Raw genomic sequence first — 20727 nt, 5'->3', positions numbered from 1 at the left:
AACAACCCCCACGACCCGCAGCCGCCACTGAACAGAACCACCCACCCCGAAAGGCGAACATGCACACCGCCCGCTTCACCCTCGACCCAGCCTTCGTAGTCGGCGAGGTCAACCCTCGCCTCTTCGGCAGCTTCGTGGAACACCTCGGCCGCTGCGTCTACACCGGCATCTTCGAACCCGACCACCCCACAGCCGACGACAAGGGCCTCCGCACAGACGTCCTCGACCTGGTTCGCGAACTCGGCGCAACAACCATCCGCTACCCCGGCGGCAACTTCGTCTCCGGCTACAAGTGGGAAGACTCGGTCGGCCCGGCCGAAGACCGCCCCCGCCGCCTCGACCTGGCCTGGCACTCGACGGAGTCCAACCGCTTCGGCCTCTCCGAGTACATCGACTTCCTCCGCAAGATCGGCCCCCAGGCCGAACCCATGATGGCCGTCAACCTCGGCACCCGAGGCGTCGCCGAAGCCCTCGAACTCCAGGAGTACGCCAACCACACCGAGGGCACCGCCCTGTCCGACCTCCGCGCCGCCCACGGCGACAAGGACCCCTTCGGCATCAAGCTGTGGTGCCTCGGCAACGAGATGGACGGCCCTTGGCAGACCGGCCACAAGACCGCCGAGGAGTACGGCCGGGTCGCCGCCGAGACGGCCCGGGCCATGCGCCAGATGGACCCCGGCGTCGAACTCGTCGCCTGCGGCTCCTCCAGCCAGTCCATGCCGACGTTCGCCGAGTGGGAGGCAACCGTCCTGGAGGAGACGTACGACCTCGTCGACTACATCTCGCTGCACGCCTACTACTGGCCCGAGAACGGCGACATCGACTCCTTCCTGGCCTCCGCCGTCGACATGGAGTCCTTCATCGACAACGTCGTCGCGACCGCCGACCACGTGGGCGCGAAGCTCAAGTCGAAGAAGCGGATCAACCTCTCCTTCGACGAGTGGAACGTCTGGTACCTGCCCGAGTGGGAGGCCCGCGCGAAGACCTTCGAGCAGGACGACTGGCCCGAGGCCCCCCGCCTCCTGGAGGACAACTACAGCGTCACCGACGCCGTCGTCTTCGGCTCGCTCCTCATCGCCCTGCTCCGGCACGCCGACCGCGTCACGGTCGCCTGCCTCGCCCAGCTCGTCAACGTCATCGCGCCGATCATGACCGAGCCGGGCGGCCCGGCCTGGCGGCAGACGACGTTCTTCCCCTTCGCCCAGGCCGCCCGGTACGGCCGCGGCCAGGTCCTCGACGTCCGCGTGGACTCGCCGAGGTACGAGACGAAGAAGTTCGGCGAGACGGACCTGCTGCACGCCACCGCCGTACGCGCCGGGGACGGCACGGTCACGGTCTTCGCGGTGAACCGCAGCCGCACCGAGTCGCTGCCGCTGGAGGTCGCGCTGAACGGGCTCGACCTGTCGTCGGTCGTCGAGCACAGCGCCCTCGCCGACGCCGACCCGGACGCCCGCAACACCCTCGACGACCCCGAGCGGGTGGCCCCGCACGCGGTCGGCGGCACGGCCCTCCAGGACGGCACGCTGAGCGCCGTCCTGGAGCCGCTGTCCTGGAACGTGATCCGGCTGGCGTGACAGCCGGTCCGACGCGTCAGCGTTCGATGCGCGGCTGGGCGGTCGGGGACGGCGGGGGCGAGGTGGTGCCGACAGCCCAGTAGCCGTCCGAACCCGGCACGGTCGCAAGGGCGTTCATGACGACGGGGGTCGTGGCCACCGGCCCCCGCTCGCTCACCCACGCCGTGCCGTCCCAGCGCAGGTAGTGGGCCCGGGTCTGGTCCCAGAAGTCCCAGCCGGAGATACGGTCCGGCCGCCCCTGCGCGTCGCCCACGATGCCGGTCAGCACCCCCACGCCGAACGGTGCCGTGGCGTACTCCCAGCCGGTGCCGTCCCCGTGCAGCAGCCGGACGCCGGGGGGCTTGCCGGGCGGGCCGCCGATGCCGTAGTCGTAGCCGGTCATCCAGATGTCGTCGCGGGCGACCGGGAGCAGCCCGGTGAAGCCGGCACGGATCCCGCCGGGCGCCGGCAGCGTGGTCCAGGCCGTTCCGTCCCAGCGGGCGACGAGCTCGCTGCCGTAGACCCAGACGTCGCCGCAGGGCGCGCGGTGGATGCCGTAGGGCGGGATGGTGGTCGTGGCCGGGGGTCCCTCCAGCCAGGTCCACTTGCCCCGGTGGCCGTGCAGCAGCACCGAGCCGTCGCTGTTCCGGCCGGAGACCCAGACGTGGCCCCGGGGGCCGGTCGTGACGGCGGCGAGGGACGTGCCCGGCGCCCCGCGCCCGGGGAAGTCGGCCTCCCGCCACGTCGGTCCGTCCCCGGCGAGCAGCCGGGCGGTGCCGGACGTGTCGGTGCCGACGGCCCAGGCGCGGCCGCCGGACGCGGCGGCGACGGAGCTCAGATAGCCGCTGAAGCCGGGGTCGGTGCGCTGCCAGGCCGTGCCGTCCCACACGAGCGCCAGCGCCGTTCCCCGGGCGCTGCCGCTGCGGCCCTCCTCGCCCACGGCCCAGGCGAGGTCAGGACCCGCGGCCGCCACGTCGAGCAACTGCGCGGCCGGGCCGGCCTCCGGGGCGGCGACGGCCTGCCACTCGCGGGCCTCACCCAGGAGACCGGGAGCCGCCCAGGCCGTCGTGCCCCGCATCGAGGCGAGCCCGAGCCCGGCCCCGACCAGTCCGCCTAATCCACCGATGAAACGCCGTCTTCGCACGAAGTTCCCCTCCCTGTCGGCAGCCCTGAAAGGCCAAACGGTGGCCCAGCCTGCCGGAGAAGGCAATGCACGGGGACGGCTCGATCCGGTCACACCGGTGTGACCGGCACCCCTCCGGCGGCGGCCCCCAGCAGCGTCAGCCGCACGGCTCCCGGCCCCGCCGGCGTGGTCCCGTCCGACAGCACCGCAAGCGCCAGTGTGTTGGCACCACGTGTGCGCAGGATCCCGTTCGGCAGCACGAACGTGTGCTGCGGCCCTACGTCGTTGATGTACTGGCCCATGTTCCAGCCGTTGAGGAAGATCTGGACGCGGTAGGCCCGCTCCGGGTCGTCGTCGAGCACGAGCCCGACGGAGGCGTCGACGCCCGGGTCGACGTCCAGCCGGAAGTCCGTCCGGTACCAGGTGACGCCCTGCCGCCGGTCGGCCCGCGGCAGTGCCGCCTCCTTCCAGTCCCCGTCGTCGTACTCCGGCAGGTGCCAGCCCGCGCGCTCCCCGTACAGCCCGCCGTTGTTCATCGGCCCGCGCACGGGGTCGGACGTGGCGGTGCCCTGGATCCGCCAGGTCACCTCGGGAGAGGCGCCCTCGAAGGTGACGGCGGTCAGCCCGCGCGCGGCCTTGTGCGTGTCGAGCGCCTTGCCGTCCATGTCGTGCTGCATCCGCCGGACGAGCACGGACAGCACGTGCCGGTCGCCGCTCTCGCCGCGCTCCTCACGGAACCGCTTCCGCAGCTCCTCCGGCAGGGCGAAGGCGGCCTTCGCGGTCCATGTGCCCTGCCGTGCCCGGTCCTTGTCCGGCACCGGCATCCGGTGCGTGCCCAGCGGCTCGCCGTCCAGCCAGGCCATCAGCAGCCCCTGCGTCCCCGTGCTGTAGGCGAGGGAGACCGACTCGAAGCCGCCCTCGCCGGTCCACTCGCCCCGGTACCAGACGTCGCCGTAGTGGAAGCCGTAGTCGTCGGCGAACAGGACGGGCTGCCCGTCGGGCACCGGCGTCGTGCTGAACGACGTCTTCTTGTCGGCCACCGTCCAGCCGGAGTCGTCGAAGCCGGGCTCGGCCTCCGGGTTCTCGGTCCGCCGCCGCCAGCCGTCGAGGGCGGGCAGCGCCGGCCGGGCCACGCCGGGCAGCGGCCGCAGCGCCAGCAGACTGCCGGAGCCGCTGATCCGGGTGGGCACCGGGCGTCCGTTCCACGTGACGTGGGTGATCCCGCGCGGTCCCCACACCTCCAGGCCGGTCAGCGCGGTGGTGTCACCGGTGAGGTGGACGGTGGAGCCGCGCAGCACGGCCGACCGCAGCAGTGCCGGCCCGTAGACGAGGAGCTGGCCGGACGGCGTCTCGTACGGCCACAGCCGCACGGACGTCGCGTCGTCGGCGAACAGCAGCAGCATCGGCGTGTCCACGCCGTCGCTCTCGATCCGCACCCGGCTCAGCTCGCCGACGCCGAGCGGAGCGGTGACGTACAGCTTGCCGAGGTTGTAGGCCCACGCGGGTTCCGGGTCCAGCCGCATGGGCGTCGGTTCGTCCGGGCAGTCCAGCACGACCTGGGCCAGATCGCCCCGCCGGCCCGCGAACACGGCGATGTCCTGCCGCCCGGCGGTCAGGCTCAGCATGGGCTGCACGGTGGCGTGCACCAGCGTCCGCCTGCCGAGTCTCAGCCCGGCGGCGATCAGCTTGGCGTCCCGCGCCGGGACCGTGACCGGCACGTCGATCCCGGCGTCCGGCAGCGTCGAGGTGACCGTCTCCTCGGAGTCGTTGCGCAGGAGGTAGAAGTGGGCACCGGTGTCGGGGTTGGCCAGGTGGTAGACCTTGATCCGCTCGTCGGCGGCCTGCACGGCCTTGCCCCGGTTCAGCTTGGCGAGGTCCGGCACATGGCGCAGCAACTGGCCGATCTGGTGCATGGTGGCGAGCTTCGGGGTGGCGTTGCGGGCCTCGTCGAGGGCCGCGCCGTAGTCGTACGACGTGTAGACGACGGGCGCGGGCAGCCAGCCCCAGGAGGTGCCGCCGTACGTCATGTAGACGTTGTGCAAGGTGATGCCGTTGGCGAGGTTGGTGAGGTAGAAGCGCCGCTCGTACGCCGCGTCCCGGGCCCGGCGCGACTCTGCGTACCCCTTGCCGTCGAACCAGGACCCGCCCCACGGGTCGAACCAGCCCCCGCCGAACTCGGGCACGAACCCGGGCGTGCGCGGACTGGCCGTGGCCCCGCCCTTCGCCCCGCCGGTCCCGAAGCGCCCCCAGTCGGGCGGCACCTCGTCCGGCTCCGGGTATCCGTCGAACCCGTACAGCCAGCGTCCCTTCTCCCCGCCGGTGGCGAACGACCCCGGGGCCCAATGCCCGTTCCGCCCCTTGTCGTTGTGGAACAGCGGCACGTCGATGCCGTCGGCGCGGACCTTCTCGTACAGGTACGACATGTAGGCGCGGCCGGTCGGTTCTCCGACGTGGGCGTCGTACTCGTTCTCGATCTGGTACAGCAGGACCGTGCCCGTGCCCCGGGTGAACAGGCGCTTGGCGACGATGGCGTTGACGGCGGACAGCCACTCGTCGACGTACCGCAGATACGTCGGGTCGGAGGTCCGGGCCGTGCCCTCGGTCGCGGTCAGCCAGCCGGGGAAGCCGCCGGCGTCGACCTCCGCGTTGATGTACGGGCCGGGCCGCAGGATCACGTACAGACCGGTCTCGGCGGCCATCCGCAGGAACAGGTCCAGGTCGCGCACACCGGTGAAGTCGTACCGGCCGGGGGCGGGGGAGTGGTAGTTCCAGGCGACGTACACACTGACCGCGTTGTAGCCGTGGGCACGCATCTTCTCCAGCACGTCCCGCCACAGGGACGGGCTCGGCAGCCGGAAGGGGTGCATCTCGCCCGACCAGAGCACCAGTCGGCGGCCGTCGACCAGCAGCGAGTACCGGTCGAAGCCGACCTCGTGCCGCCGGCCGTCCGCGCGCGGCACCGGTGGCGGCGGGCCCGTGGGTACGCTCCGTGCCGTGCCGGCGGAGGTCGGCGACCCGCTGCCGGTCAGCGCGAAGCCGAGCGCGGCCGTGCCGGCGAGAGCGTGGAAGGTACGCCTGCTGAGCTCCAAGGGAGCGCCTCCTGTTGTGCTGCCGTGCCGTACGTGGTGCTTACGTGGTGCTGGTGCGTCATTGTCCACAGGCCGACCGCGACAATGGCCGTATGAGGATCTCGGCACGTGCGGACTACGCGGTACGAGCGGTCGTGGAGCTGGCCGTCCGGCAGGATGAGGGGCCGGTCAAGGCGGAGGCCGTCGCCGTCGCGCAGGACATCCCCCACAAATTCCTGGAAGGGATCCTCGGCGATCTGCGGCGCGGCGGTGTCGTCGGCAGCCGGCGCGGCGGGGGCGGCGGCTACCGGCTGGCCCGGGAGGCCGCGGAGATCACGGTCGCGGACGTGATCCGGGCCGTGGACGGACCGATCGTCTCGGTGCGCGGCGAGCGCCCGACCGGCCTCGCCTACACCGGTACCGCCGAGCCGCTGCTGCCGCTGTGGATCGCCCTGCGGGCCAATGTGCGCAGGATCCTGGAGGGCGTGACGATCGCCGACCTCGCGGCCGGCGCGCTGCCCGAGCCGGTGGAGCGGCTGGCGGCGGAACCGGCGGCCTGGGAGAACCCGTGACGGGCCGCCTCCACGGGGGAGCCGGTGGGTGATCCTCATCGCGTCCTCGGGGTGTTCTGGTCCGACGCACTGCTAACGCACCTTATGCGCCCGCCGGTACCGCTGGTGCGGACGGGGCCCGCGTGGACGGGCCGCGCACCCCTTCCCCTGGTGTGATCCCGCCACTGTGAATGGCCGGAGAGCGCCCTGGCCGACCCCTCCCGCCGTGCGTACGATGCGACCGCTCCCGGCCTTCACAGCTCCTCCATGGAATGGTCACAGGCCGGGCGCGCATGCGCTGTCGCCTTGACATGCCCATGTCCACTCCATGCTCCACCCCCCACGAACGGATGGGAGAACCATGGCCGGTGGCCTGCTTCTGAGCGGCGCGATCGCCGCCCTCCTCACCAGCGCACTCCCCGCACAATCCCCGTCCACCGGGTTCGTCGACCCGCCCCCGGACAAGATCGTCATCAAGGTCGCCACGGTGAACGGCTCCGGCTGTCCGCAGGGCACGGCGGCGGTCGCCGTCTCCGAGGACAACACGGCGTTCACGGTCACCTACAGCGACTACCTCGCTCAGGCCGGCGGCGGCTCCGACCCGACCGCGTTCCGCAAGAACTGCCAGCTCAGCCTGATCGTCCACGTGCCCCAGGGCTTCACGTACGCCATCGCCAGCGCCGACTACCGGGGCTTCGCCTCACTCCAGCGCGGAGCGAGCGCCACCCAGCGAGCCTCGTACTACTTCCAGGGCTCCCCGAGCACGGCGCACCGCAGCCACCCCTTCAGCGGCCCGTACAACGACAACTGGCAGGCCACCGACGAAACGGACTGGGCCCAGCTCGTCTACGCGCCCTGCGGTGTCCAGCGCAACTTCAACATCAACACCGAGATCCGGGTCAACGCCGGTACACAGTCGGCCGACAAGGTCAGCTTCATGACGATGGACTCGACGGACGGGGACATCAGCACGGTGTACCACATGGCGTGGAAGGAGTGCCCGGGGAAGTCCTGACGGGACGAGGGGCGGCCACCGGTCGTCGGGCCGGGTGGCCGCCCCGTTCACGTGCTGTCGCTCAGCTGTCGGGCGAATCGGCGAACCGCGTCGCTGAAGGCGTCCGGATCGTCGAAGTTCGCGAGATGCCCGGCTCTCGGGATCAGCTCGACGCGGGCCCGTGGATGCGCACGGGCGAACTCCGCCTCGCCGGACCGGAAGACGCTGTCCTTCTCGCCGTTCAGGATGAGCACCGGAGCCGCCACATGGCGCATCGCACCCGCGTCGAAACGCCCCAGCACCTCGCCCCAGGCGGCGGGCAGGGCGTGAAAGGCGTAGCCGGACCGGATCGTGGGCTCGACCACCTCGGCCGGATACATCCTGCGCAGCAACCAGTCGTTCCACCCGGCCAGCCGATCCGCGGGCAGCCGCGGCGCGAGCCCTGCGACCCACCGGTACGGCGCCGCCCATGCCCCACGGGTCGAGGCGCTGGCCCCCGCGAGCACCAGCCCGCGCAACCGCTCCGGGCGAACCCGCGCGAACTCCAGCGAGGCGTAACCCCCGAGCGAGTGCCCCACGACCAGGGCCGGCCCGCACCCGAGCGACTCCACGGCATCGGAGATGACCTCCACGGCCGCCTCGAGGCTCCAGGCCTCGGCGGAACGGGACCCGTGCCCCGGCAGATCGACCGCGGTCACGGGGAACTCGCCCCGCAGCGCGGCGAGCTGCGGGCTCCACTGCCCCGCGCTGAACCGCGTCCCGTGCACGAAGACGATGGGTGTCCTGTCAACCGCCGTCATGATCCCCCCGAATCGAACCGGCGCCACCGCCGGACCGACTTTACGCCGAGGCTCATCCCGAAAGCCGCTTGAGCTGCCGCCGACCGTGGGGAAGGGTCTGCGTGCATGGAGTTCTTCTGCTACCACCGCGATCGCCCCGGCTCACTGCCGCTGCGCAACGAGCTGCTGGAGCGGCACTGGTCCTACATGGACCAGTACGCGTCCGAGATGATCGCCCGCGGCCCGACCTTCGCCGATGACGGCGAAACGCCCACCGGCAGCGTCCACATCCTCGACCTGCCGGACCCCGCCGGCGCCCGTGCCTTCGCCTTCGACGAGCCCAACTACCAGGCGGGCGTGTACCGGGACGTCCTGCTGCGCCGCTGGCAAAACGTCCTGGGCCGCACCATGTGGGACTTCCCCGGCGGTCCGACGACCGGCAACCGCTACCTCGTTCTCGGGCTGGGCGCGGCCCAGGCGGCGGCCGACCTCGACACGCCCTCCGACTCGAACGACCTGATCGCCTACGGCCCCCTGCTGTCCGACGACGGCTCCACCTGGCTGGGCACGGCAGCGCTGGTCCGGGCCCCGGACGGGGAGACGGCGCGCGGTGTCCTGGCGCGGGGGCGGTATGCCGAGGTCGAGGTACACGCGTGGGAGTTCGGGGGGCGGCGGTGACGAGCGGGGCCGGAGGCCAGGGGGCGGACCGCACCGCACGGTCTGCCCGTCGCGGTTGTTGTTGCGCGGACCATTGACGCGCAAGAGGTTCGATTCTACGGTCCGTTCGAACTTGCGATCACTGTTCGAAATGTCGAGCAGTCGTCACCCCCACCGCAAGGAGGACCGTATGAGCCGCTCCATCCTGCGCAAGAGAACCGCCCTGCTCGCCCTTCCCACCGCTGCCCTGCTGGCCCTGATGCCGAGCGCGGCGTCCGCGTACCCCAACCCCGGCCGGGTCACCGGCGACATCGTCACCCACGACCCGTCGATGATCCGCACCTCGTCCGGTCAGTACCTGCTCTACGCCACCGGCGGCGGCATCGCCGGCAAGACGTCCGGTGACCGCACGGCCTTCCGGAACAGCGGCGACGCCTTCGCCGGCAGGCCCGGCTGGTGGCGGAACTACTCCTCCGTGCCGGAGGCCTGGGCACCGGACATCTCGTACCACGGCGGCAAGTACCTGATGTACTACTCCGTCTCGAAGTTCGGCTCGAACACGTCCGCCATCGGCCTGGCGACCTCCAGCACGGGCCGGCCGGGCAGCTGGACCGACCAGGGCACGGTGTACACGTCGAACTCCTCCAGCGACTTCAACGCCATCGACCCGAACCTCTTCGTGGACGACGACGGCAAGTGGTGGCTGTCCTTCGGCAGCTGGTGGACCGGGATCAAGATGATCCAGGTCAACCCGTCCACCGGGAAGCAGCTCTCCTCCGACACCACCCGCTACTCCCTCGCCTCCCGCCCCACCGGGACCAAGGCCGTCGAAGCGCCCTTCATCGTCAAGCGGAACGGGTACTACTACCTCTTCGCCTCGTACGACACCTGCTGCAACGGGACCAGCTCGACGTACAAGGTCAAGGTCGGCCGCGCGGCAGGCATCACCGGGCCGTACCGCGACAAGAACGGCGTCGACATGCGGAACAACGGCGGCACGCCCGTCCTGGAGTCGCACGGCAGCGTCATCGGCCCCGGCGGCCAGTCGATCCTGAAGGACACCGACGGCGACCTGATCGTCTACCACTACTACGACGGCAACGACAACGGCACGCCCAAGCTCGGCGTCAACCTCCTGAACTGGAGCAGCGGATGGCCCGTCGCCTACTGACCCTGCTGGCCGTACTGCTGCTCGCCCTCAGCCTCGGCCAGCCCACCGCGAGCGCCGCCTCCTTCGCCAACCCGGTCAAGTCCGTCAAGGGCGCCGACCCCTGGATCTCGTACCACGACGGCAACTACTACCTGGTGACAACGAGTTGGACCGACGTCATCACCATCCGCAAGTCCGCCACCCTCGCCGGGCTCGCCACCGCGCCGAGCGTGCAGGTGTGGAAGGGCGACGCCGCCTCCCGGTGCTGCAACATCTGGGCACCGGAGCTGCACTTCGCGGGCGGCCGCTGGTACCTGTACTACGTCGCCGGGCAGAACGTGTCCGACTACAACCCCACACAGCGCAGCCACGTGCTGGAGAGCGCCGGGTCCGACCCCATGGGCCCCTACACCTACAAGGGGCAGCTCAACTCCGCCTGGATGCTGGACCCGAGCCTGATGAACGTGGGCGGCCGGCTGTACATGCTGGGCAGCGCGATCACGGGCGGGACGCAGAACCTCGTCATCGCGCCGATGTCCAACCCGTACACCGTCAGCGGCTCCTACTCGACGATCTCGACGCCGACGCACGCCTGGGAACGGCAGGGCGGCACCGTCAACGAGGGCGCGGAGGTGCTGCAACGCGGTGGCCGGACCTTCCTGATCTACTCCGCGAGCGGCTGCTGGACGCCCGACTACAAACTCGGGCAACTGGAGCTCACCGGCTCCAACCCGCTGTCCGCGTCCTCCTGGACGAAGAAGTCCACGCCCGTCTTCCAGCGCAGTGACGCGGGCGGGGTGTACGGACCCGGTCACAACGGCTTCTTCACCTCACCGGACGGCCGCGAGAACTGGATCGTCTACCACGCCAACGACTCCGCCTCCGAGGGCTGCGACAACGGCCGTACGACCCGGGCCCAGAAGTTCACCTGGAACTCCGACGGCACCCCGGACTTCGGAACACCCGTCCGGCTCGGTGCGAGCATGCCCGGGCCGTCCGGCGAACCGGCGTCCGCCGCCACGACCTACACCGTTTCCAACCGCAACAGCGGCAAGTGCCTGGACGTCACCGGCGGCTCGTCGGCCGACGGCGCCGACGTCGTGCAGTACACCTGCAACGGCGGAACCAACCAGCGCTGGCGCCTGGAGGACCTCGGCGACGACACTCACAGGCTCGTGAACGTCGCCACCGGCAAAGTCCTCGACACCGCCGACTGCTCGACCGCCGACGGCGCCGACCTGCGCCAGTGGTCCTGGCTGAACAACACCTGCCAGCGCTTCCAGTTCGTCGCCACGGACGGCGGCCACGTCCGCATCGTCAACAAGGCCACGGGCAAGGTGGCCGACGTGGCCGACTGCTCGACGGCGGACAGCGCAGACGTACGCCAGTGGTCGTGGCTCAACAACAACTGCCAGCAGTGGAAATTGACAGCGGTGTAGGTAGCCAGGGGCGCGGGGAACTGCGCGATCAACCACAACGAACCCGCACCCGCCCACCTACAGAATCCGCCTACGGCGAGAAGGCACTACCCGGCCTGCCCCATCCCCGCCGCGTTGGGCCACGCCTGCGCCCCCGGCCACCCCGTGGCCGGCGCAGGCGACAACCCGTTCGTCCCCCTGACCTGCGCGGCGGTCAACCCACCCCGCGCCGGAACCCCCGGCGGGGTGGGCCCGGTAGCGGCAGGCACAGGCGTGGGCATGGGAGCCGGCGCCGGTGCCGGCGCAGGAACCGGGGCCTGCGCCGCAGGCGCCAGCGGCGGCGCGGCCATGGGCGGCGGCGTCGGCTGCGGCATGGGCTGGGGCACCGGCTGCGGCACGGCCATGGGCTGCGGCACCGGCTGCGGGACAGGCTGGGGCACTGCCTGCGGCATCTGCTGCTGCCCCATCTGTCCGACGTGACCGACCTGCCCGACCTGCCCAATCTGCGCAGCCGCCGGCATCGGCATGCCGGTACCGGTGCCCGGGGCCGACGGCCCCGGGCCCCCCGCACCGACGGCCTGAGCGGCAAGGCCCCGCATGCCGGATCCGTTCGTCTCGCTCACCAGACGGTCCACTGCCGCCGTACCCGAGCTGTAGCTGGTCCCATTGCCCAGCTCGGGTACGGCGGCTCCCCTCCTGGACGTCCCGTAGAGCACCTGTTCCAGGCCGGACACCAGGCGACGCACGTCCACCTGGGGGCGCACGACGAGACGCAGGAAGCGGCTGGACGAACCGATCTTGTTGCCGCACTCGCGGACCAGGATCCGGTGCTCGGTGAGCATGCGGTCCCGGACCACGGTGCCCTCGGCGCCCACGGGGAGGCGCACGAAGAGGAAGTTGCCCTGCGACGGGTAGACCGTGAGCCCGGGCAGGGAGGAGAGCTGGCTGGCCATGTCGAGGCGGTCGCGCCGCACCTGCTGGAGGCTCTGCGCGTACTCGGAGCCGTGCTCCTTGAGCATGAAGACGACGTGCTCGGCGAAGGAGTTGAGGTTCCACTTCGGGAGCATCGACCGCACACGCCCGGCGAGCGCCGGGTTGGCGACCAGGTAGCCGAAGCGGATGCCGTGCAGGCCGAAGTTCTTGCCGAGGCTGCGCAGCACGATGACGTTGGGCCGCAGCATCGCCTCCTGGACGACGGACGGTTCGGCCTCGGCGTCCGCGAACTCCAGGAACGACTCGTCGATGACGATCAGGTCGAGGTCGGCCATCGCGTCCATGAACTGGACGATGGCGTGCTTGTGCAGGAAGCCGCCGTCGGGGTTGTTGGGGTTGCAGATGACGGCGACGCGCGTGCCCCGGGCCCGGATGAACTCGGCGTACTGCGCGAGGTCGAGGGCGAATCCGCTGGACTCCTGGAGCGGGAACATGTCGACCCGCTTGCCGGTCTCCATGGGCTGGTCGGTCCAGCGGCCGAAGGTGGGGACGGGGATGGCGAGGGACTCGCGGACGAGCAGGTGGTCGATCCAGGTGATGAGCTCGGTGGAGCCGTTGCCCATGGCGACGCACTGCGGCGGCAGCTGGAGCAGGCTGCACAGTTCGGCCGTGATGGTGTCGGCGCTGCTCGGGTAGTACGTGATGATGTCGCGAAGTCTGGCCGACATGTCGTCGAACATGGCCGGGGTGGGGAAGTACGGGTTGCACGGGATACAGAAGTCCACCGGCCCGGCGCCGTCGCCGCCCTCACGTGTCAACGCCGCCATCGACGGGCTGTGCGCCGCGGTGCTGCGGAACAGCGACGTGACGTTGTCGGCCATGGAACCTCCGTATAGGGCGGGCCCGTTGGGGACGGCCGGACCCGACGTTTAAGGGCGGCCCGCGCGGGGGAGCGCGGGCCGCCCTTACATACGGAGGCTTCGGTGGCGCTGTTCAACCACTGAGGCTTCCCTCAGGAAATTGTGCGCCACCTGTGAAGACGGTCGGCGACCGGTCGGCAGCCGGTCAGCAGCCGAACGTGTGGACCGTCGTCGTGCGGTACGTCTGCCCGGGCCGCAGCACGGTCGACGGGAACGACGGCTTGTTCGGGGAGTCCGGGAAGTGCTGCGTCTCCAGGCAGAGCGCGTCGCCCTGCCGGTAGGTGCGGCCGGACGGGCCGGTCAGCGTGCCGTCGAGGAAGTTGCCGGAGTAGAACTGCAGGCCCGGCTCGTTCGTGGCGATCTTCATCGTGCGGCCGGAGGCCGGGTCGCGCAGGGTGGCGACGTGCTCGGGGCGGGAGGTGATGCCCTTGTCGAGGACCCAGTTGTGGTCGAAGCCCTTGGCGGTCACCAGCTGCGGGTGGGAGACGCGGATGTCCCGGCCGATCGGCTTGGCCTTGCGGAAGTCGAAGGGGGTGCCCGCGACCTTGGCCAGCTCGCCCGTCGGGATCAGTCCCGAGTCGGTGGGCGTGTAGCGGGAGGCCGCGATCTGGAGCTCGTGGTCCTCGATCGTGCCGCTGCCCTCGCCGGCCAGGTTGAAGTAGACGTGGCTGGTGAGGTTGACGACGGTGGCCTTGTCCGTGGTGGCCGCGTAGTCGATGCGCCACTCGCCGTGCTTGGTGAGCGTGTACGTCACCTTCGTCTTGAGCGTGCCCGGGTAGCCCATCTCGCCGTCGACGCTCGTGTAGTACAGGTGCAGGCCGACGTCGGAGCCCTTGGTGAACGGCTCGACGTCCCACACGCGCTTGTCGAAGCCCTTGGCGCCGCCGTGCAGGCTCTGCTCGCCGTCGTTGACGGAGAGCTGGTAGTCCTTGCCGTCGAGGGTGAACTTGCCCTGGCCGATGCGGTTGCCGTAGCGGCCGATCAGCGCGCCGAAGTACGGGCTCTCGGCGACGTAGTCCTCGATGTTGTCGAAGCCCGCGGAGACGTTGGCGTAGCGGCCGCGGCGGTCGGGGATCTCCAGCGACTGGACGATGCCGCCGTAGGAGAGCACCTTCAGGCGGGTGCCGCCGTTCTCCAGCGACCAGCTGTATATCTTGGTGCCGTCGGCGAGCTTGCCGAAGAGCGTCTTCACCGGCTTCCTTCCTCCCGTGGCGTGTGCCGTGCCGCCGAGCGTGGTGGCTCCTAATCCCGCAGCCGCCGCTCCCGCGATGACCGTGCGTCTGTTCAGTTCCATGTGCGGCTCCGCTTCATTGAGAAACTGCGTGGGAAAGAACCGGGCCCCGCCTTCCGACGGGGCCCCGGTCCGACTTACGAACCGACCTTGCGCTTGTTCCACACGTCGAACCCGACCGCCGCCAGCAGCACCAGGCCCTTGATGACCTGCTGCCAGTCGGTGCCGATGCCGACGAGGTTCATACCGTTGTTCAGCACGCCCAGGACCAGGCCACCGATGATCGCGCCGAGGACGGTGCCGACACCGCCGCTCATCGACGCGCCGCCGATGAACGAGGCCGCGATGGCCTCCAGCTCGAAGTTGAGGCCGGCCTTGGGAGAGGCCGCGTTGAAGCGGGCGGCGAAGACCAGACCCGCCAGGGCCGCGAGCATGCCCATGTTCAGGAAGACCAGGAAGGTGACCTTCTTGTCCTTCACACCCGACAGCTTGGCCGCCGGGAGGTTGCCGCCGATCGCGTAGATGTGGCGGCCGACGATCGCGTTGCGCATCACGTAGCCGAAGCCGACGAGCAGCACGCCCAGGACGAGCAGCACGATCGGGGCGCCCTTGTAGCTGGCCAGCAGCATGGTCAGCGTCAGCACGGCGGCGGAGATCGCGACCAGCTTCAGCAGGAACAGCTTGGCGGGCGGGACGTCCAGGTTGAACTCCTGCTGCCGCCTGCGGTCACGGACCTCCTGGAAGACCACCAGAGCGATCATCGCGAAGCCCAGCAGCAGCGTGAGGTTGTGGTAGTTGGTGTTCGGGCCGACCTCGGGCAGGAAGCCGTTGGCGGCCTTCTGGAGGCCCTCCGGGAAGGGGCCGAGGGTCTGGCCCTCCAGGAAGATCTCGGTCAGACCGCGGAAGATCAGCATGCCCGCCAGGGTCACGATGAACGACGGTATGCCGCCGTACGCGATGAAGAACCCTTGGACGGCACCCGCGGCCGCGCCCACCGCCAGGCACAGCACCACGGCCACCGGCCACGGCAGGTCCTGTTTGACCATGAACACGGCGGCCATCGACCCGACGAACGCCGTCAGCGAGCCGACCGACAGGTCGATGTGGCCCGCGATGATGACCAGCATCATGCCGATCGCGAGGATCAGGATGTAGCTGTTCTGGAGGACCAGGTTGGAGACGTTGCGCGGCAGCAGCAGGTCGCCGTCGGTCCACACGGCGAACAGCACCACGATCAGACCCAGCGCGATCAGCATGCCGTACTGCCGCATGTTGCGGCGCATGCCGTCCAGCACCAGTTGCAGGAGTCCGTCGCCGGTGGCCGCCCCTCCCTTGCCGGGCGGCGCGGGGGCCGGCGTCTTGGCGGTCACGTCCGTGCTCATCGGGTTACCTCTTTGTCCTTCGTCATCTGACGCATCAGCGATTCCTGTGAGGCCTCGGCCCGCGAGAACTCACCGGTCAGCCGCCCCGCGGCCATCGTGTAGATGCGGTCGCACATTCCGAGCAGTTCGGGCAGCTCGGAGGAGATGAAGACGACCGCCTTGCCCTGGGCGGCCAGCTGGTCGATGACCGTGTAGATCTCGTACTTGGCACCGACGTCGATCCCGCGCGTCGGCTCGTCCAGGATCAGCACGTCCGGACCCGAGAAGATCCACTTGCTGAGGACGACCTTCTGCTGGTTGCCGCCGGACAGCTTGCCCACCGGTTCGAAGACGGTCGGCGCCTTGATGTTCATGGACTTGCGGAAGCCCTCGGCGACCTGCCGCTCCTCGTGCTCGTCGACCACACCGCGCTTGGCGACCTTGCCCAGGGCGGTCAGCGAGATGTTCCGGTTGATGGTGTCGATGAGGTTGAGGCCGTAGTGCTTGCGGTCCTCGGTGACGTACGCGATCCCGTGCTTGACCGCCTCGGGGACGGACTTCGTACGGATCTCCGTGCCGTCCTTGAGGACCGAGCCGCCGGCGTACCGGCCGTACGTCCGCCCGAAGACGCTCATCGCGAGCTCGGTGCGCCCGGCGCCCATCAGGCCCGCGATGCCGACGATCTCGCCGCGCCGCACCTGGAGGGACACGTCGTCGACGACCTTGCGCTGCTGGTCGATCGGGTGGAACACGGTCCAGCCCCGGATCTCCAGGGCGGGCGCCACGCCCTCCTCGGGCTGGTGCGGCGACCGCTCCGGGAAGCGGTGCTCCAGGTCGCGGCCGACCATGCCGCTGATGATCCGGTCCTCGGTGGTCTCCGGGGCCTTCACATCGAGGGTCTCGATGGTCTGGCCGTCGCGGAGGATCGTCACCGAGTCGGCGACCTTGCGGATCTCGTTGAGCTTGTGGGAGATGATGATCGAGGTGATGCCCTGCTTCTTCAACTCCAGGATGAGATCCAGGAGTTTGTCGCTGTCCTCGTCGTTCAGGGCCGCGGTCGGCTCATCCAGGATGAGCAGCTTCACCTTCTTCGACAGGGCCTTGGCGATCTCCACGAGCTGCTGCTTGCCCACGCCGATGTCGGCGACGCGGGTGTCGGGGTGGTCGCTGAGCCCGACCCGCCGCAGCAGCTCGGTGGCGTGCCGCAGCGTCTCCCTCCAGTCGATGAACCCGCCCTTGGCGTGCTCGTTGCCGAGGAAGATGTTCTCCGCGAGGGAGAGGTACGGCGACAGCGCCAGTTCCTGGTGGATGATGACGATGCCGCGCTGCTCGCTCGCCCGGATGTCCTTGAACTCACAGACCTCGCCCTCGAAGAGGATGTCCCCCTCGTAGGTGCCGTGCGGGTGGACGCCGGAGAGGACCTTCATCAAGGTCGACTTACCGGCGCCGTTCTCCCCGCAGATGGCGTGGACCTCGCCCTGCTGGACGGTCAGCGTGACGTCCGAGAGCGCCTTGACGCCGGGAAAGGTCTTGACGATCGAGCGCATTTCCAGGACGGGTCCCGCCATGGTCGTGCCTTCCAATCAGAGTGTGCCGGCGGTTTTTAGAGGTCGCTTGCCTTGATGTAGCCGGAGTCGACGACTTCCTTCTGGTAGTTGGTCTTGTCGACGGCGACCGGCTCCAGCAGGTAGGCCGGGACGACCTTCGAGCCGTTGTCGTAGGTCTTGGTGTCGTTGACCTCGGGCTTCTTGTCGTTCAGCAGCGCGTCGACCATGTTCGAGGCGACCTTGGCGAGCTGACGGGTGTCCTTGTAGACGGTCATCGACTGCTGATTGGCGATGATCGACTTCACCGAGGCGAGCTCGGCGTCCTGGCCGGTGACGATCGGCAGCGGCTTGCTCTTGGAGCCGTAGTCGTCCGACTTCAGGGCCGAGAGGATGCCGATGGAGATGCCGTCGTAGGGGGAGAGGACCGCGTCGACCCGCTCGCGCTTGTAGGCCGAGGTCAGGATGTCGTCCATGCGCTTCTGGGCGGTGCCGCCGTCCCAGCGCAGGGTGGTGACCTGGTTGAGCTTGGTCTGGCCGGAGCGGACGACGAGCTGCTTCTTGTCGATGTAGGGCTGGAGGACGTTCATCGCGCCCTGGAAGAAGTAGCGGGTGTTGTTGTCGTCGTTGGAGCCGGCGAACAGCTCGATGTTGAAGGGACCCTTCTTGGAGCCGTCCTTCAGGCCGAGCTTCTCGACGATGTAGGTGCCCTGGAGCTCGCCGACCTTCTCGTTGTCGAAGGAGGCGTAGTAGTCGACGTTCTGCGTGCCGAGGATCAGGCGGTCGTAGGAGATGACCGGGATGTTGGCGTCCTTGGCCTGCTGGAGCACGTTGTTCATCGACTTGTTGTCGATGGCCGCGATGATCAGCGCCTTGACACCCTGCGTGATCAGGTTCTCGACCTGTGAGACCTGCTGGTCCGGGTCGTCCTCGCCGTAGACGAGCTGGGTCTTGTAGCCCTTGGACTCCAGGTCCTTCTTGACGTTGTTGCCGTCGGCGATCCAGCGCTCGGAGGACTTGGTCGGCATCGCGATGCCGATGGTGCCGCCCTTGGCGCTGTCCCCGCTCTCCTCGCTGCCGCCCTCGCTGTTCTGCCCGCAGGCGGACAGGGTCAGGGCGAGGGACGCGGCTCCGGCTATGGCGGCGAGGGCGGCTCTGCGGTTACGCATGATCATCATCCTTGATGTGTGTGCAGGGCTCGGTCTGGGAGGCGCGAAGTCGCTCCGGAGGGTCGGGCCGGAAAGACCGAGAAGAGATGTGTCGGATTGTGGTCGGCTGTGTCTTCTTTTGTGAAGGCGAGTATCCGGAACGTTATGACGAGATTTCGAACCGTTGCAGATCGCCCGGCAGCCGCGACCCGAGCGGCGCCATGTCGCCGTCGGCTCCGTGGCGGGCCAGAAGATCCAGGGCGAGCCGACCGCGCCGTACGCGTTCCTTGGCCGTGGCCAGGGTCAGCTCCCGCATGTGGTGCCCGTAGGGATAGATCCCGGGCGCCTTGGACAGGCCGAACTTCAGGTAGAGCGGTGCGCCGCGCCGGATGAGCTCGGCGACCTCGTACATCCGGACGTAGCCGCCGAGGTCGTCGGGGGCCTCGATGTACATGTCCATCGGAGCGCCCGACACCCGGCGGATCTCGGTGAGATGATCGAGCGTCAGGTCGCTCGGCACGTTGACCGAGTCGGCGCCGAGCCGCTCGTACACGGCGTACGCCGCCGGGTTGACCGGCCCGATGAGCGCACTCACCTTGAGGGTCGTGTCGGCCGGGATGATGCCGGCGGCTCTCGCCCGGTGCAGCGTCCACAGCACGCCCTCGTCGGCGACGAGCAGGCACTTGACGCCCAACTCGGTTGCGCGGACGGCGTCTTCGACACAACCGGCGACGGCGTCGTGGCCGCGGGCGCGCAGTCCGGCCCCCCGTGAGTCGGTGCGCGTCGAGCCGCCGATGTCCCACGTGCCGCGCGGGCCGGTGAACAGGCAGAGCTCGATGTCGCGTTCGGCCGTCGACTCGACCATCTCGGTGATCTCGGCGTCGGTCAGCATCCACACGCCGCTGCCCTGGCTGATCCGGTGGATCGGGACGTCCAGCCGCGAGGCCTCCTTCAGGACCACCGCCAGCGCCTCGGGGCCCTCGCACGAGGGGATCTCGGTGCGCCAGCGGCCGCCGCCGGGGAAGGAGTGCGGTGAGGCGTCGGCGGGGTCGAGGGCGGGCGCGTTCAGGCCCAGCGTGGTGAGCACCTGCTCACCGGGCCTGCGGGCTGCCGTGGCGGAAGCGTCGGTCACAGGAATGTCCTTCGGTTCGATATTTCGGACGAGGTTCGCGGCTCTGGGTATGGCAAGGCTGGGTGTACGCCGGTACGGGAGCCGTCAGGTTGCCCCCGTACCGGCGTACGTCTAGGGGCGGAGCAACACCTTGCCCACCTTCGGATCACCGGCTCCCACCAGCTCGATGGCCTGCGGGAACTCGGCGAGCGGCAGCTCGTGCGTCACCAGCGGCAGCGGGTCGAGCAGACCGGCGGCGAACACCCGCACCGTGTGCGCCCAGGCGTCCGGCGGAGCACCGAAGACGGTGTGCACCTCCAGCTGCCGTACGACGAGATCGGTCGGGTCGAGACCGTCGGCCCCCGGGGCCGGGATGCCGGTCAGGACCAGCCGGCCGCCGCGTCGGAGCAGGGCGGCGGAGATCCGGGCGGCGTCCGCGGACCCGGCCGTCTCGATCACCACGTCGAAGTCGTCCGGGAGCTCCTGGTCCTTCGTGCGGAAGTCCGTCGCGCCGTACTGTCGCGACAGCGCCTCACGGTCCCGGCGGGTGCCGACGACCAGCAGCTCGCCCGGCGAGTTCGCCTCGAGGAACTGCACGGCGAACATGCCGAGCGTGCCGGTGCCGACCACGGCGACGCGCTCGCCGGGCTGCGCGTTCCCCTTCAGCGCGGCCGCCGCGATGCACGCGGCCGGCTCCAGGAGGGCCGCGGCCGTGAGGTCGCAGTCGTCCGGGAGGGCGTGCAGGAGGCGGGCGGGGAGCGTCAGCGTGGTCGCCATCGCACCCGGCTGGGTGAACCCGGTCTCCTCGTAGCCGGCCGTGCACAGGGTCGTGTCGCCCGCGTGGCAGCGGTCGCAGACCTGGCAGTTGCGGAAGCCCTCACCGACGACCTTGCGGCCGACGAGGGACCCGGGGACACCGGCGCCGACGGCCTCGACCGTCCCGGACCACTCGTGGCCCGGGGTGAGCGGGTAGCGCACGTAGCCCTCGGGGCGGTTGCCCTGGTAGACCTCGCGGTCGCTGCCGCAGATGCCGGAGGCGTGGACGCGGACGAGTGCCTCGCCGGCCTCGGGCTGCCGGGGCTCGTGCGGGACGAGACGGTGCTCGCCCGGGGCGTCGATCACTACGGCGGTGCTCACGTCGCTCCTGGGAGTTTCGAAGCTTTCGGTTGCCGGTTCCGGGTTTCCG

General features: G+C 69.9%; 16 protein-coding genes. 6 read left to right on the top strand and 10 right to left on the bottom strand.

Going from position 1 to position 20727, the window contains the following annotated elements; all coding sequences use genetic code 11:
* The first annotated feature begins 59 nt into the window (after positions 1-59).
* On the top strand, positions 60-1574 hold the full coding sequence (arfA, locus tag ABFX81_RS12835; RefSeq protein ID WP_086854087.1) for an arabinosylfuranosidase ArfA: 1515 nt from the start codon (positions 60-62) through the stop codon (positions 1572-1574).
* 16 nt (positions 1575-1590) lie between these two features.
* Here the strand turns inward: arfA and ABFX81_RS12830 are convergent, their stop codons facing one another.
* Together ABFX81_RS12830 and ABFX81_RS12825 are read right to left on the bottom strand one after the other, a co-directional pair.
* On the bottom strand, positions 1591-2697 hold the full coding sequence (locus tag ABFX81_RS12830) for a ligand-binding sensor domain-containing protein (protein WP_346138071.1): 1107 nt from the start codon (positions 2695-2697) through the stop codon (positions 1591-1593).
* An 89-nt stretch (positions 2698-2786) separates the two neighbouring features.
* Positions 2787-5765 carry a beta-galactosidase gene (locus ABFX81_RS12825; RefSeq protein WP_086854108.1) on the bottom strand — a complete coding sequence of 993 codons (2979 nt, stop codon included), beginning with the start codon at positions 5763-5765 and terminating at the stop codon, positions 2787-2789.
* Between the two features lie 92 nt (positions 5766-5857).
* Here ABFX81_RS12825 and ABFX81_RS12820 point away from each other — a divergent pair, with 92 nt between their 5' ends.
* Together ABFX81_RS12820 and ABFX81_RS12815 are read left to right on the top strand one after the other, a co-directional pair.
* Positions 5858-6316: an Rrf2 family transcriptional regulator gene (locus ABFX81_RS12820; RefSeq protein ID WP_086854109.1), complete on the top strand. Its 459-nt coding sequence runs from the start codon at positions 5858-5860 to the stop codon at positions 6314-6316.
* Between the two features lie 340 nt (positions 6317-6656).
* Positions 6657-7310, top strand: coding sequence for a DUF4360 domain-containing protein (locus ABFX81_RS12815; RefSeq protein ID WP_086854110.1), 654 nt, complete (start codon positions 6657-6659; stop codon positions 7308-7310).
* Positions 7311-7357: 47 nt separating this feature from the next.
* Here ABFX81_RS12815 and ABFX81_RS12810 read toward each other — a convergent pair whose 3' ends face one another.
* Positions 7358-8089: an alpha/beta fold hydrolase gene (locus ABFX81_RS12810; protein WP_086854111.1), complete on the bottom strand. Its 732-nt coding sequence runs from the start codon at positions 8087-8089 to the stop codon at positions 7358-7360.
* 105 nt (positions 8090-8194) lie between these two features.
* Between ABFX81_RS12810 and ABFX81_RS12805 the strand changes: the two genes are divergently transcribed.
* The 3 genes from ABFX81_RS12805 to ABFX81_RS12795 all read left to right on the top strand — a co-directional run bounded on the left by ABFX81_RS12805 (position 8195) and on the right by ABFX81_RS12795 (position 11314).
* Positions 8195-8746, top strand: a complete 552-nt coding sequence (locus tag ABFX81_RS12805) for a YciI family protein (RefSeq protein ID WP_086854112.1) — start codon at positions 8195-8197, stop codon at positions 8744-8746.
* 169 nt (positions 8747-8915) lie between these two features.
* Positions 8916-9896, top strand: coding sequence for an arabinan endo-1,5-alpha-L-arabinosidase (locus ABFX81_RS12800; protein ID WP_346138070.1), 981 nt, complete (start codon positions 8916-8918; stop codon positions 9894-9896).
* Positions 9878-11314, top strand: coding sequence for a family 43 glycosylhydrolase (locus ABFX81_RS12795; protein ID WP_086842949.1), 1437 nt, complete (start codon positions 9878-9880; stop codon positions 11312-11314). Before ABFX81_RS12800 ends, ABFX81_RS12795 begins: the two co-directional genes overlap by 19 nt.
* An 86-nt stretch (positions 11315-11400) precedes the next feature.
* On the opposite strand, the gene ABFX81_RS12790 is transcribed toward ABFX81_RS12795, so the two are convergent.
* From ABFX81_RS12790 to ABFX81_RS12760, 7 genes are all read right to left on the bottom strand, one after another.
* Positions 11401-13107 carry an aminotransferase class I/II-fold pyridoxal phosphate-dependent enzyme gene (locus tag ABFX81_RS12790; protein ID WP_086842947.1) on the bottom strand — a complete coding sequence of 569 codons (1707 nt, stop codon included), beginning with the start codon at positions 13105-13107 and terminating at the stop codon, positions 11401-11403.
* 184 nt (positions 13108-13291) lie between these two features.
* Positions 13292-14440: an aldose epimerase family protein gene (locus ABFX81_RS12785; protein ID WP_086842946.1), complete on the bottom strand. Its 1149-nt coding sequence runs from the start codon at positions 14438-14440 to the stop codon at positions 13292-13294.
* A gap of 74 nt (positions 14441-14514) precedes the next feature.
* Complete coding sequence (mmsB, locus tag ABFX81_RS12780) at positions 14515-15759, bottom strand: multiple monosaccharide ABC transporter permease (RefSeq protein WP_086842943.1); 1245 nt, start codon at positions 15757-15759, stop codon at positions 14515-14517.
* Positions 15756-17306, bottom strand: a complete 1551-nt coding sequence (gene mmsA, locus ABFX81_RS12775; RefSeq protein WP_086842941.1) for a multiple monosaccharide ABC transporter ATP-binding protein — start codon at positions 17304-17306, stop codon at positions 15756-15758. The genes mmsB and mmsA overlap by 4 nt, the downstream gene beginning before the upstream one ends.
* A 35-nt stretch (positions 17307-17341) precedes the next feature.
* A complete protein-coding gene (gene chvE / locus ABFX81_RS12770) occupies positions 17342-18451 on the bottom strand; it encodes a multiple monosaccharide ABC transporter substrate-binding protein (RefSeq protein ID WP_428837166.1) in 1110 nt (369 codons plus the stop codon).
* A 142-nt stretch (positions 18452-18593) separates the two neighbouring features.
* Positions 18594-19562, bottom strand: a complete 969-nt coding sequence (locus tag ABFX81_RS12765; RefSeq protein ID WP_086842937.1) for a glycosyltransferase family protein — start codon at positions 19560-19562, stop codon at positions 18594-18596.
* Between the two features lie 111 nt (positions 19563-19673).
* Positions 19674-20678, bottom strand: a complete 1005-nt coding sequence (locus ABFX81_RS12760) for an alcohol dehydrogenase catalytic domain-containing protein (RefSeq protein ID WP_086842935.1) — start codon at positions 20676-20678, stop codon at positions 19674-19676.
* Positions 20679-20727 lie beyond the last annotated feature (49 nt).

The organism is Streptomyces coeruleofuscus, assembly GCF_039532725.1.
In the GTDB taxonomy this organism is placed as follows: Bacteria; Actinomycetota; Actinomycetes; order Streptomycetales; family Streptomycetaceae; genus Streptomyces; species Streptomyces coeruleofuscus.
The sequence above is the reverse complement of the archived record's forward strand: the minus strand, read 5'-3'. Positions and strand labels throughout refer to the sequence as shown.

Excerpts from the sequence above, each read along its gene's own strand:
- arfA (WP_086854087.1), top strand. The coding sequence starts at position 60 with ATGCACACCGCCCGCTTCACCCTCGACCCAGCCTTCGTAGTCGGCGAG.
- ABFX81_RS12805 (WP_086854112.1), top strand. The coding sequence starts at position 8,195 with ATGGAGTTCTTCTGCTACCACCGCGATCGCCCCGGCTCACTGCCGCTG.
- ABFX81_RS12815 (WP_086854110.1), top strand. The coding sequence starts at position 6,657 with ATGGCCGGTGGCCTGCTTCTGAGCGGCGCGATCGCCGCCCTCCTCACC.
- ABFX81_RS12810 (WP_086854111.1), bottom strand. The coding sequence starts at position 8,089 with ATGACGGCGGTTGACAGGACACCCATCGTCTTCGTGCACGGGACGCGG.
- ABFX81_RS12800 (WP_346138070.1), top strand. The coding sequence starts at position 8,916 with ATGAGCCGCTCCATCCTGCGCAAGAGAACCGCCCTGCTCGCCCTTCCC.
- mmsA (WP_086842941.1), bottom strand. The coding sequence starts at position 17,306 with ATGGCGGGACCCGTCCTGGAAATGCGCTCGATCGTCAAGACCTTTCCC.
- mmsB (WP_086842943.1), bottom strand. The coding sequence starts at position 15,759 with ATGAGCACGGACGTGACCGCCAAGACGCCGGCCCCCGCGCCGCCCGGC.
- ABFX81_RS12785 (WP_086842946.1), bottom strand. The coding sequence starts at position 14,440 with ATGGAACTGAACAGACGCACGGTCATCGCGGGAGCGGCGGCTGCGGGA.
- ABFX81_RS12790 (WP_086842947.1), bottom strand. The coding sequence starts at position 13,107 with ATGGCCGACAACGTCACGTCGCTGTTCCGCAGCACCGCGGCGCACAGC.
- chvE (WP_428837166.1), bottom strand. The coding sequence starts at position 18,451 with ATGCGTAACCGCAGAGCCGCCCTCGCCGCCATAGCCGGAGCCGCGTCC.
- ABFX81_RS12795 (WP_086842949.1), top strand. The coding sequence starts at position 9,878 with ATGGCCCGTCGCCTACTGACCCTGCTGGCCGTACTGCTGCTCGCCCTC.
- ABFX81_RS12820 (WP_086854109.1), top strand. The coding sequence starts at position 5,858 with ATGAGGATCTCGGCACGTGCGGACTACGCGGTACGAGCGGTCGTGGAG.